The organism is Paraglaciecola mesophila, assembly GCF_009906955.1.
In the GTDB taxonomy this organism is placed as follows: Bacteria; Pseudomonadota; Gammaproteobacteria; order Enterobacterales; family Alteromonadaceae; genus Paraglaciecola; species Paraglaciecola mesophila_A.
On record NZ_CP047656.1, the window covers coordinates 1761957 to 1774915 of the forward strand.

Consider the following 12959-nt stretch of genomic DNA (forward strand, 5'->3'; position numbering starts at 1 on the left):
ACATTTAAATGCAAGATTTACAGAAAACGCTAGAGCTGTTGCTCGACTACCTTAAAGGTGTTTGGGTAAAAAAGCGCTACGTTATGATTTGCAGTTGGCTTATTTGCCCCTTTGGTTTTGTTTATGTTGCCTCTATGCCAGACGTTTATCAGTCTCAGGCGCGGGTTTACGTAGACACACGTTCCGTATTACAGCCGCTACTGAGAGGTCTCGCGATACAAACTAATCCTCAGCAAGAAATTTCCATGATGGTTAAGACACTTCTGAGTCGTCCGAACCTAGAAGTGATTGCTCGAGAATCAGATTTGGATGTGACGGCGCTCACACCAGAAGACTATGAAGATATGATATCTGATCTGTCGAGTAACATCTCACTACGCTCGGCAGGCAGAGATAACCTTTACACGATTGCCTATACTGACAGCGATCCACAAATGGCTAAAACCGTCGTCCAAGAGACTTTGGACTTGTTCGTAGAAGGTGCATTGGGCAGCTCAAGGAAGGATTCCGATTCTGCTAGCCGTTTTATCGAAGAACAGATTACTGACTACGAAAACCGCCTTTCATCAGCAGAACAGCGTGTCGCCGATTTTCAACGCAAGTATTCTTCGTTGCTGCCGGAAAAAGGCAATTTTTATCAGAACTACACTGAGCTTAATGCTCAATTAGAGCAAACAGTCCTATCAATTAAAGAAACTGAACAGCAAATTAAAGCGCTATCTGGTGAGCTACGTGGGCCAAATGCTCAAGTAGATAGTTTCGCTGTCAAACCGTCGGATGCAGATTCCATTCTTACTACGCGCTACGATGCCAGGATAGAAAGCTTAGAAGAAAAACTGGATGAGCTTTCTTTGAAATACACTGACTTACACCCAGACGTAATAGAAACCAATAGCCTGCTTGAAGCACTACAAAAATCTCGCCAAGAAGAAATTGACGATTACCTATCGAATACATCTAGTGAAAACCCAAGTAATTCTCTTGGTGGACTCTCCAAAGAAATTCGCATAGAAATATCTCGCTTGCAGAGCCTTATCGCATCGCTAAATGTTCGAAAAGACGATTTCGAATCGAAAATTGCTGAACTCAAACAAAAAATCGACCTTGTGCCACAAGTAGAAGCTGAATTTACCGCGTTAAATCGAGACTATGGAATAACCAAACGCAAGTACGAAGAATTACTTTCTCGCCGCGAATCTGCTGACTTAGCTCAAAAAGCAGATGTATCATCTGAGGATGTCCAATTTAGAGTCATCGACCCGCCACTTGCCCCGCTTGCCCCTACTGGACCAAACAGATTGATTGGCTATACCGCAGTGGTATTTATTGGATTCGCAGCTGGTTTAGGCGTTGCATTTTTAATCAGTCAACTTAATCCAATTTTAATCAGGGGAAGTCAACTGACGTCGCTAACATCTTACCCTGTACTCGGCGTTGTATCACATCTTAACGTTAAAGAGATTCGCAAAGTAAACAGAACCCGCATTCTAGTCTTTATGTTTTCTTCCGGCCTTATTTTAATGTTATACGGTGCCCTAGTGGCATCAGAAATAATGAATATTGACGTATTATCAAGGGTATTAGCATGAATACTATAGAACGCGCTTTATCCAAACAAAATGAAAAAAACAAAGAAGAAAATGCTGCAGAAAATACTGTGTCCAAAAACGAAATATTTGGCACTAGTCAATCATCACCTGAGGTCTCTAAAGCAGCTTCTAGTACTCCCAGCACGGCAGGGAATATAGAAATAGACTTGTTTAAAATGGAAGAGAAAGGATTTGTTTCAACCAGTGCCAAACGGCGTTTAATAAATGAAGAGTATCGTGCAATTAAGCGCAAAATTATTGATAACGCATTCGGCCCTCTATCTAAATCTTTAAATAATAGCAATATTATTATGGTAACCAGCTCGAAACCGGGAGAGGGAAAAACATTCACCGCGATAAACTTGGCTTTAAGCATCGCGCTAGAACAAGATAAGACCGTTCTATTGGTGGATGCCGACGTACTTAGACCAAACGTAATGCGTACCCTAGAACTACAAAACCAGCAAGGCTTAATGGAATATCTACTCGGTGAAAAGTCAGATATTGCTGAGGTTATGTGCCAAACCAATGTGCCAAATTTACGTATTATACCGGCTGGTAAATCGCATCACTTATCGACTGAATTGCTCGCTAGCGAAAAAATGTACGATGTCGTACAAGAGTTTGCCAATCGCTACCCGGATAGAATAGTGATTGTCGATACTCCTCCCCTGCTCGGAATCAACGAAACTGCAATCTTAGCAAACTTAGCTGGACAGGCTATTGTCGTTGCTGAAGAGCAAGCGACTAAGATTTCAGACATCCAAGAGGCCGTTAGTCATTTAAACCCTGAAATGGCAATTGGATTTGTGGTCAACAAAGGGCAAAAAATAAACCGTAAAGGAACGGGTTACGGTTATTATTACGCAGGAGCAAATTAGTGTCAGTTAATACCGCGCCACTCATTCGAAACAAAGTTCTTATCGCAGTTGCTTTAGCTTGTGGAAGTACAGGTTCCGTGGGTGCGGGTGAACTTACAATTGCCCCCTCGGTAACAACTTCCGGGTATTACTACAAGACCGAAATTGGTACAGAGCCGTCAGAGAACACCGAAGCGGTCGCAATTATTCCTAAGTTGGTGACTCAATATAATTCACGAGTGGCCAGTGGGGCCTTGGTATTTGAGAATACTACTGTTGAACAGCGTAGCGATCGACCCAATACAGACAAAAGTTTTACTGAGTTTAGCTATAATTCGGCTATCCAGTTAATCGATAATGTTTTAAGCTTGTCAGTTAATGGTTCACATCAATACAGGGCATTAGAAGCGACACAAGGCATCACAGCAGATAAGGTTTTATCAAGCAGTGAATTGACTAAAACCGCAAGTGATTCATTTCAACTCAACTTTGTCACACCTAACCCATATACCCTAGGTTTAGCACTACAATCAGGTTTTTCCAAAACGAGTTCCGATGACACGGTTGGCAGCACAAATGGCGCTGACGGCGAAACTACGTTTGCCAGTGCTCAGTTATATCAAGGTAGACGCTTCAAAGGTGTCACTTTTCTATTATCATCACAATATTACGATACTAAACGGGAAAGCGCACAGGACTTCTCTTCTACCCTGTCAAATGCCCGAGTAGGGTTTAAAGTTGTTAATGATATATCACTCGTCATTGTGGGCTCGGACAGCCAATATGGGCTTGATGAAACCGGATTTAGTACCCAGCGTCAAAACCTAGATACAACAAGTTACGGCGTAGGATTCAATTGGCAACCCTATGCTGAAAATAGTATCGAAATTACATACAACGAATTAGATGAAGGTGACCGCTCGACTCGATATATTGGTTTAAATACGAATTGGGCCTTTTCACAACGCACTGCTATGCGATTTAACTACAGTAAGCGCTTTTACGGGGACGCATACGCTTTCGACTTCGACTACAAGCTAAAAACAGTTAGCGCGTCAGCAACATACAATGAAGATGTGACATCATTCTCCCGTTTAAGTTTTATCGAGGGGCCGAGTAGCTTATTTGTATGTCCAATTGGTTCTAGTGAATTTGCAGAGTGTTTTCAGCCCTCCTCTACAAACTATGTACTACAAGCAGGCGAAGAGTACAGAAGTTTGAATAGTTTCACTACTGACGTTACCGATGAAACACTATTTAGAAAATCTGGAAATATTAGTTTTGGATACGATAAACGTCGGTTTAAAGCTGCTCTTAATTTAGCCTATCTAACGACTGAATATCTTGAGTCTGGGACGGAACAAACAACTAAAACAGCATTACTAACGATGTCATACGATCTAGGCCGTCGCAATACCATAGGCTTATCTTCAAGTTACTCTACCGTTGGCTATAAAACATCAGATCGTGAAAATGATTCTGTTAATTTAAGTGTAAACTTCAACCGCAAATTAAGTCGCCAACTTACCATGGACGTATCAGCTCGCTATGTTAATCGCGAAACCGAAGACGAAAGTCGAGATTTAACAGACTCTCGCCTAACCGTTAGTTTAAATTATCAGTTCTAATACCAATATCAGTAAATAATTAACGATCAATCCCTTTTTCATCGCGCTCGAATAGGGATTGTAACTCTGATTTCCCTTGTTCATTAATATCAATCATTTGTTGTAAATTTAGGTTTTTAGTCGCACTGATATCTACCAACCTTTCATCATGCTTGGCAAATAACTCCACGGTTCGAACAGCTTTCGCTTCATCAAAACCATAGGCCTGCAGTAGCTTTTCTGCCGCTTTTAATCCTGCAGGAAAGACTTCTCTCACGTAGGTGTTAACACCCGCTCGTGCATAGTTAATAACGCTCATACGATTTCGGGCACGAGCAATAATTTTTATGTCAGGAAAGTGTTCACGAACTAAATAGGCGATCTTTAACGCTTCTTGTTCGTTATCGATGGCGATCAACAATACGTTTACCTTACCTATTCCGGCTGTTCGTAAAAGATCTAAGCGACTGGCATCACCATAAAATACTTTGCTTCCGAATTTTTTTAGAAACTCTATTTGTTCAGGATCTTTATCTAGTGCAATAAACGGGATTTTATTTGCCGTCAAAATACGTGCAGACACTTGTCCAAATCGTCCAAGCCCCGCGATTAAGACTTTGGGCTCTTTCTCATTAGGCTCTGAATCATACACAGCTGGGCAATTTTTACTGTTAAACCAAAGGCTATGTAAAATAACCAAAGGGGAAGTCAATGCCATAGAAACCCCAACAATCAAGGTCACTTGTTGAGAAATTAACGTCTCTATAACGCCACTTACCTCAGCTTGAGACATAACAACAAAAGCAAACTCCCCACCTTGGGAAAGCATTAATCCTATTCGCACAGCATCCGTGCTATTTTGCTTAGCTAGCTTTAAGATACCGAAGATAACACTACCTTTAACCGCTACCAAAAGCACACTCGCGCCTACAATGAACAAGGGCTCGGATACCAGCAAAGCTAAATTTAAATTCATCCCAATTGCAATAAAAAACAGCCCTAAAAATAATCCCTTAAAAGGGGCAATTTCCGTTTCAAGTTGGTGTTTAAAGCTTGAGTTGGCTAATAAAATACCTGCGACAAACGCCCCCATTCCCATTGAGAGTCCGGCTTCTTGCATGCCTAATGCGGTCGCTATTACGATAAGCAATGCCGAGGCCGTCATCACTTCTGAATTGCCATAAAGTGAAATCAAGCTCAAAAATGGATTGATTAGAAAGCGACCTATCACAAGCACAGCACACAATGCCAAAACACTTATCCACCAAGCAGGTCCACTTGCTACATCACCTGAGGAAAGGCTCGCTACTAGCAGTAAGATGGGGATAACAGCGACATCTTGCATCAACAAAATAGAAAAGCCCTGTTGCCCAGGGGGTGTTTTCAATACCCGGTGTTCTTCCATTAACTGTACCGCAAATGCGGTCGATGACAGTGCCACAGACAAACCGACTACCAAAGCGGTGACAGGTGATAAAGAAAGAAGCAATAAACACATAGCCCCAATAAACACTGTGCTAAACAGCAGTTGCGAGCCCCCAGTCAGCATAATTTTTTTACGCATTTCCCACAGTTGCTTAGGATCAAGCTCGAGACCTATTATAAACAACAGAAAAACAACGCCCAATTCCGCTACATGTAGAATAGTTTGCGGATCATTTACCCAATCCATAACGGACGGACCGATAATCACGCCTGCTACAAGATAGCCTAATATGGCCCCCAATTTTAATTTCCTAAAAATAGGAACGGCCACCACAGCGGCTACTAAAAAGACTACCGCGGATCCCATTAAGCTCATCTAACTTTCCTAAAATACGTATTAGCCATGATCATATCAGAGCATCCTTCGCAAACCCATCAGCTTTGCTGGCGCACTACACGCTCATTCATCCATATTTATTTTGCGCTGCTATACTTACCAAGTTAACAAGTGGTTAATAAACAGTCGGAGAAACCAATGTTTAGACATTACTACATAACAGATGATTTAGAAGACCTAAAACAGGTTGAACAAGAACTTTTAAATAGTGGACTAACCGTCCCGCAGTTTCATGTTTTAAGCGAGAACGATGCAGCTCTTGAAAAGCATCACCTGCATGCGATTGAAGCTGTTTTGAAAAAAGACGTCGTGCACTCCACCCAGCGTGGTGCGATCATAGGTGTGGTTGGCGCACTACTGATACTCGTGGTCGCTTATTTATTTGAGTGGTATACCACAGCGGTAGGTTGGATCCCGTTTGGCTTCTGTGCAGTGGTTATTCTGGGCTTTTGCACCTGGGAAGGTGGCCTAATTGGAATACAAACTCCAAATTATCAGTTCAAGCGATTCCAGCAACTTCTCAATCAAGGAATGCACATTTTCTTTGTTGACATAAATCCCGAGCAACAATCGATTCTGCGGGATGTTGCCAGTAGTCATCCGAGTTTGCGCTATGCAGGCTCAGGCGAAGCCACTCCGGGCTGGGTTGTTAGCAGTCAGAATAAATTCAGCCAAGTCATGAAATCCATGCCATGACCTAGCTCATTGCCCCCTTCTAAAACAAGACAAAGGTGCCGTAAATTTTACCTCAATAACACAAGTTTACGGCACGCCCCTCACCACTACTGATTATCAGTCATTAACCGTTTTTTTAATCTGTTCGGCCAACTTTCAGTGATATAGTTTATTCACGCTTAATAACTTACAAGGAATGATCGTGGACACGCGTTTGGTATATTTATATTTGGTGCTGTTTCTTTTTATTAATCTTAATTTTTCCCCTGAAGCACAAGCGAGCTCAGCTGAAAAGCCTAACAAACATGCGATCATTCATACCTCTATGGGTGATATCAATATCGAGCTTTATGCTCATGACGCTCCCATAACAGTGGCGAACTTTATTGCCTATATCAAGGATTCAGCTTATAAAGGCGGTGAGTTTTACCGTGTTGTAAGGTCAGACAACGACCAAGGCACACCACAAATAGCTGTTATTCAAGGACGCGCACATCCACAACATATTGATTTCGCTCCTATCCCTATTGAAACAACTCAGTACACCTCACGTAAGCATCAAGACGGCACCTTATCAATGGCTAGAGGTGGTCCAAATACAGCAACACAGGAGTTTTTCATTTGTGTCGGAGACCAACCAGCGCTCGATTTCGGTGGTAAACGCAATCCTGATGGGCTAGGTTTTGCGGCATTTGGAAGGGTCACTTCAGGGATGGATATTGTGAGAAGAATCCAACAAAACAGAAACACAAAGTCCGTTGAAGAGCCCTATATTAAAGATCAGATTTTGGCCCAGCCCATTGAAATACAAGCGATAACATTGAGTAAGTAACCTAATAGCTGGTTAAGCCGAATCTTTCGATAACCTTTTTTGTGTCTAGCGGCGTTAAATTGTCTAGCAATAACACGTTATTTCTAGCCAATCCGCCCTAGTGCCATACGTTTAGTACGCAATGAGAATAAGAGCACCGAGAAAGTCAAACCGATGAGCGTCAGACGGGTGCGTTTATGTTGATCTCAAACGTAATAGTATTTGATCTTAAATCCGGCGAGAAGAGTAAAACACTGGTATTGGTAACACCTTTTCTGCACACACAAAAGGATAATGTATGTTTGGTTTCTTAAAATCTTCTCCAGTAAAAAAATTAAAGAAACAATATAATCAAAAACTTGAAGACGCTATGTTAGCCCAGAGAAAAGGTGATATTCGAGCTTACGCGACATTAACAGCGGAAGCCGAAGCACTGTGGAGCGATATCGAAACCCTTGAAAAGAATAATAAATAGGTAAGTTAAGCTACAACTCCCGCCGCTCGGTATAACTGTAAGTGCACATCAACTAGGGCGCTGATGTCCCGTTGATATCCACCGCCAATCACAGCCGCCACCGGCACCCCCTGTTTATTGCAAGTCTCAAATACCATACAGTCTCTGGCGTACACCCCTGGGGTAGATATATGTAAATGCCCTAAGTCGTCATTAATGTGAATATCCACACCGGCATCGTATATCACAGCATCAGGTTTAAATGTGCTAAATGCTTGATGTAAGGCGCGCTCAACCACTGTTAAATATTCATCGTCTGTGGTGCCTTTCGCTAATGGAAAGTCTAAGTCTGAAACTTGCTTGCGATGAGGAAAGTTCTTCTCACCATGCAGCGACACTGTAAAAACCTTTGGGTTGTTAGAGGCTAATTTAGCGGTGCCGTCTCCTTGATGAACGTCACAATCGAAAATCAATACTTTGTTAATTGCTGAGGCCTGCAACATATTCAAAGCCGCTAAATACAGATCATTAAACAAACAGAACCCTGCGCCAAAATTCGCAAAGGCGTGATGATAACCACCGGTTAAATTCACTGCCTTACCATGTTCAAGGGCTAGATTTGAAGTCATCACTGTGCCTGCAACAGCCGTTAATGAGCGCTGAATTAGTTGTTCTGACCAAGGAAAGCCGATCCTACGCATGGCTTTAGGGTCAAGCACACCTTGGGTAAGCCCATTAACATAATCGGGGCTGTAAACACGTTTTAACTGACTTGGTGTGAGTGCATGAGGTTGATGAAACTGCGCTTTAGGTACACCTAAGCTGATAAGCCTATCGTAGATAGCTTGATACTTCTCAATGGGAAAACGGTGTTTGAAGGGTAAATCTAACTGACTGTAAATGGGATGAAAAACTAAAGGTGTCGACAAAAGATGGCTCTCATTCATATACTTAGCTGCAGTCCAGTATTAGGGCCTGAGCATTATTTACCTTATTGTCTCGTCGGTTTTCCTTCGCTGCAAGGCATATTTATTTCCTAAGGAGTTATCTTGTTAGTTACCTTAACCCAACTGCAAGCACGTGTAATCGGTGTACTACTTGAAAAAGAAGTCACCACACCTGAGCAATATCCGCTTTCACTGAACAGTATCACCACCGCCTGTAATCAAAAAAGTAACCGTGAGCCGGTTATGGAACTCACCGAGCTTGAAGTGCAAAATACCCTTGATGAGCTGCACGCAAAGAATATGATATTTGAGCAAAGCGGCAGTCGCGCCACACGCTATAAACATCGTTTTTGTAATACGGAGTTTAGCGATTTACAGCTAACGCCACAGCAGTTAGCGGTCATATGCGTATTGTTATTGCGCGGACCCCAGACGCCGGGAGAACTTCGTACGCGAGCTCAGCGTATGGCTGGTTTTACTCATGTAGATGAAGTGGAAAAAACACTAAATGAACTACAGGATGTGAACGGCGAGCAGCTTGTGGTGCGTCTTGAACGAGAGCCTGGTAAGCGGGAATCCCGCTATGCCCAGCAGTTTTATAAAGATACAAATGAGGCCGCAAGCCACGAGCAAGCAACAGCGAGTGAAAGCAGCCACCCGAGTATCTCCAATTCAACGAACAATCCGAATAGCAGTACTCAAGAATCGCGCATCATTGCCCTAGAAAATGCTGTTAATCAATTGCACATCGAATTAGCACAATTGAAACAAACCCTAGATGATTTAACGCGCTAGTCTCACATTCGCCTACCTCAAAATACTGAAGAACCAAACTATCAAATAAAGGCGCCGTGTAGGCGCCTAAAGAGTGATTGACTCACTGATATTCATACAGAGCGATATGCAATCGCGGTGCATGAATGCGTCATTTTCAGTTAGAACGTCGCTCTAGCACCGAGAACATATCGTGCGCCTGGATCTTCAATTCCCCCGAAGCGGCTTTCGAACCGTCCAGCTCTTTTCACAAAAGAGTTAGTTAGATTCGTTCCTTCTACGAAGACTTGATAGTTTTCACCGATATTCCACGCAATACGTGCATCTATCTGATCAAATCTTTCCGTGAAGATAGGTTCAGCACCTTGGCGTCCATCGAAGAAACGATCGCGATTATTGTATGCCAAGCGGGCTTCAATCGTGCCATCGTCATAATAAACAACAAAGTTCTGCGAATCACCAAGTCCAGGCAGGGCAACAGCGGCATCAATGAGATCGTTGTTCACTTCATCGTCAGAGTTCACGTAGGTTAAATTTGCACTTACACCAACGTACTGAAGCAAGCCCGGTAAAGTGTCGAAAACGTGCTGAAATGAAATTTCAACACCATCAACCACGGTTGAATTAAGATTTCTAGGTCGATTTATATTTAAGAATATTGTATCTCCCTCAATGTTGCTCCTATCTTCTGTAACTTCATCTAAACGGTTACCAGCAGGAAGCGTTAACCCTTCACGCATCTCTTGCTGAGCAATAAAAGCTGAAACATCTTTCCTAAAAAAACCTGCGCTAATCGCAGAGGCATCAGCGAAGTAATACTCTACCGACAAATCAATGTTGTCAGATACAAACGGATTGAGGTCAGGATTACCAGAAGTAGCGGTTAAATCAGAAAGCCTTAACTCTGGCGCAGTATTAATACCAGGGTTAAGATCCGCAAGGTTTGGCCGCGTTAATGACTTAGAATAAGACGCTCGTACCACGACCTCATCTGTTACATTAAGTTTGGCCGTAATAGAAGGCAGAAACTCATTGTAATCTTCTGTTTGCTCAATAAACTGGGCTGGTAGTCTTGTACTTAACAGTACATCTGGCCTTGTTGGGTCTGGAAAAATCGTCGCAAAGGGTTCAGAAAAAGCCTCTGAAGTCGTTTCTGTTTGTGTATACCGGAATCCCAGATTTACAGTCAGTCCCATATCTGCCACTTCGCCTGTTAATTTAGCATTGGCATAAACAGCGATGGTTTCTTCGCCTATGATAAAAGCATTACGCGGAACATCAATGGCATTAAAGCCCACGCCCCCATCTGCACGAGGATTAGCCGGATCAAGGCCTAATCGAGTCGCACTAGTACCAAGGGGTAAATTGTTGAGTAAATCTCGCTGAGTAAGAGCCTCGTCTGATTCAAGGTATGCAATAACTTTTTCAGGATCATAAGCCAAATATTGAGACGGCGCATTTGCATTTATAGCGTCTAAAAAGTTGCTATTATTTTGCAAGGAGAACAACTCTGCCGGAAGTGGAATTTGCGCCTGCAAATACGCATTGTTGATGCCATTTCCTCCTCCAGGGGTACGTGCATCAGAGCGTGTTTTCTCTTGATCTGCGTAGTAGGCACCAAATGTGATGTTTTCAAGTACGCCCGCATCCACATACCACTCAAAATCAGAACGAAGCTCAAACACTTCGTCTGTGCTTCCTTGACCTTCACGCGTGCCAAACCACGAAAATGTATCGTTCGGATCAGGGGCAACTATCTCATTGCCAACAACACGATCGAGACTATTAATTTCGCCGTCCCCGTTTAGGTCAGTAGTTGCTAATTCAAATTCAAAGTTTTGAAATATAGGGGCATCTCCGCCTTGTGTATAATCAAAGCGTTGCACAGCCTGAGGACCCGCTACAACAAAGAAGAAGTCATCACCAGCTGAGTCATCTTCTGCTTCTGAGTAAGACACGTCGAATACTGCACTAAAGTTATCACTGATATCCCAGTCGAGGTTAGCTCCGACCTGCCAAACTTGCGAAGCGCGATTATCCTCTACAGCAGCTTGAAATGGTCGGCCAATTTGGTCCCACGCGACAAGAATATTGTTTTCATCGGTCACTGCATTGTTGTATGTAGCCCGCTCATTAAACATGAAAATATGTGTCGTTTGATTGGTAATATCAAAATCACTAAACAAACCATCTACGGTTAATAACGCATTGTCAGCGAACTGGTATTGAAATACACCAGTTAGACCAATGCGGTCTCTCTGTTGATCTTGGCGGGCAAATCGAAGTTGCTGCTGGTGCAAATACCTTCCTGATCCATTTCCTACACCATCTGCGAATAAAACGGAGGCTTGATCTTGGTCAATTTCAGGACCAACAAACGGACCAGAAAAAACCGCGTCCTGTGCTGACTTTCGCTTTTGATAAGATAAAGAGACCAGCGCCCCTATAGTATCGTCATTAAATGTGTCGCTAAAGAGACCAAAAAATTGTGGTGCAACATCGCCAGAATTATCTTCGTAAACCGCTCTGGTGCTCAATACTGTTTTTTGCTCACCAATACTCAAAGGTCGTTGTAGCTGTAAATCTATTGTTGAGCCAATTCCCCCAGCTTGAAGATGTGAAGGAGCCGTCTTATAAACATCCGCCCCACCGATGAGTTCAGCACCTAACAAGTCAAACCGAAAGTTTCTGCCTGCGGTATCAGTCGCAAGACGACGGCCGCCTACCAAAACAGAATTAAAACTCGGGCCGAACCCCCTGACGGTTACTTGTGCACCCTCGCCGCCTGCACGATCGATAGAGACACCAGGTATACGCTGCAAGGATTCCGCTACATTCGTGTCTGGAAATTTACCAATGTCCTCAGCAACAATGCTATCTAGCACCTCATCGCTGTTCTTTTTCTTATTTAAGCTTTGACTTAGGCTAGCTCGAATACCCTTTACTTCAATAACTTCTACACTGTTTTCATCACTGCTTGCGCTTTGTGCAAATGCTGAGCCACCCGCAAGCGATTGCGCAACCGCTAAAGCAATTGCCGTGTTTTTTAATAACCCTATGTGTCTCGTGTTGGTTTTCATCGCCTTTTCAAGCCTCCTCAGCTCTCAATATGTAATACAGCTCGTATAAACGTTCTCATCGACGCCTTTCTACGGCGCCTTCATGCACCGATTTCAAGGCTTATACGCACTTCACTCCTCGAATAGATAATATATATTCAAACATACTATGTTTAAGCGTTCAACAAAAAGCATACAAAAAATAAACATATCGAACCAACAGCGCGTAAAAAGCATGGAAGGGAAGGAATAAAGAAACGAAAAAAACGAGATAAAAAATCAAGCCTCGCTAAGCTCTGAACAAAAATACATTTATCGAAAAAGTGACAGAAGAAATGCCATTTCCAATACAGTGTGCTCA

10 protein-coding genes are annotated in these 12959 nt (G+C 42.8%); 7 read left to right on the forward strand and 3 right to left on the reverse strand.

The window, feature by feature from the left end; translation table 11 throughout:
* Nucleotides 1-8: 8 nt before the first annotated feature.
* The 3 genes from FX988_RS07575 to FX988_RS07585 are packed head-to-tail and all read left to right on the forward strand — an operon-like array spanning nt 9 to nt 4077.
* Nucleotides 9-1589, forward strand: a complete 1581-nt coding sequence (locus FX988_RS07575) for an XrtA system polysaccharide chain length determinant (RefSeq protein ID WP_160179062.1) — start codon at nt 9-11, stop codon at nt 1587-1589.
* Entirely contained in the window at nt 1586-2470 is an 885-nt protein-coding gene (locus tag FX988_RS07580) for an XrtA-associated tyrosine autokinase (protein WP_160179063.1), read from the forward strand. Before FX988_RS07575 ends, FX988_RS07580 begins: the two co-directional genes overlap by 4 nt.
* On the forward strand, nt 2470-4077 hold the full coding sequence (locus FX988_RS07585) for a hypothetical protein (protein WP_160179064.1): 1608 nt from the start codon (nt 2470-2472) through the stop codon (nt 4075-4077). The genes FX988_RS07580 and FX988_RS07585 overlap by 1 nt, the downstream gene beginning before the upstream one ends.
* A gap of 19 nt (nt 4078-4096) precedes the next feature.
* On the opposite strand, the gene FX988_RS07590 is transcribed toward FX988_RS07585, so the two are convergent.
* Entirely contained in the window at nt 4097-5857 is a 1761-nt protein-coding gene (locus tag FX988_RS07590; protein ID WP_160179065.1) for a monovalent cation:proton antiporter-2 (CPA2) family protein, read from the reverse strand.
* 159 nt (nt 5858-6016) lie between these two features.
* On the opposite strand from FX988_RS07590, the gene FX988_RS07595 reads away from it, so the two are divergent.
* The 3 genes from FX988_RS07595 (at nt 6017) to FX988_RS07605 (ending at nt 7839) form a co-directional block, all read left to right on the forward strand.
* On the forward strand, nt 6017-6574 hold the full coding sequence (locus FX988_RS07595) for an NAD/FAD-utilizing enzyme (protein WP_160179066.1): 558 nt from the start codon (nt 6017-6019) through the stop codon (nt 6572-6574).
* A 175-nt stretch (nt 6575-6749) separates the two neighbouring features.
* A complete protein-coding gene (locus tag FX988_RS07600; RefSeq protein ID WP_254700748.1) occupies nt 6750-7385 on the forward strand; it encodes a peptidylprolyl isomerase in 636 nt (211 codons plus the stop codon).
* A gap of 277 nt (nt 7386-7662) precedes the next feature.
* On the forward strand, nt 7663-7839 hold the full coding sequence (locus FX988_RS07605; protein ID WP_160179068.1) for a DUF6435 family protein: 177 nt from the start codon (nt 7663-7665) through the stop codon (nt 7837-7839).
* Nucleotides 7840-7844: 5 nt separating this feature from the next.
* On the opposite strand, the gene FX988_RS07610 is transcribed toward FX988_RS07605, so the two are convergent.
* Nucleotides 7845-8765 (reverse strand): histone deacetylase, encoded by a 921-nt coding sequence (locus FX988_RS07610; RefSeq protein ID WP_160179069.1) that lies wholly within the window; start codon nt 8763-8765, stop codon nt 7845-7847.
* 102 nt (nt 8766-8867) lie between these two features.
* Here FX988_RS07610 and FX988_RS07615 point away from each other — a divergent pair, with 102 nt between their 5' ends.
* The gene (locus tag FX988_RS07615; protein WP_160179070.1) at nt 8868-9560 is read left to right on the forward strand and encodes a YceH family protein; all 693 of its coding nucleotides are present in this window, start codon (nt 8868-8870) and stop codon (nt 9558-9560) included.
* Between the two features lie 140 nt (nt 9561-9700).
* Here the strand turns inward: FX988_RS07615 and FX988_RS07620 are convergent, their stop codons facing one another.
* Nucleotides 9701-12619, reverse strand: a complete 2919-nt coding sequence (locus FX988_RS07620) for a TonB-dependent receptor (RefSeq protein WP_160179071.1) — start codon at nt 12617-12619, stop codon at nt 9701-9703.
* Between the last annotated feature and the right edge of the window lie 340 nt (nt 12620-12959).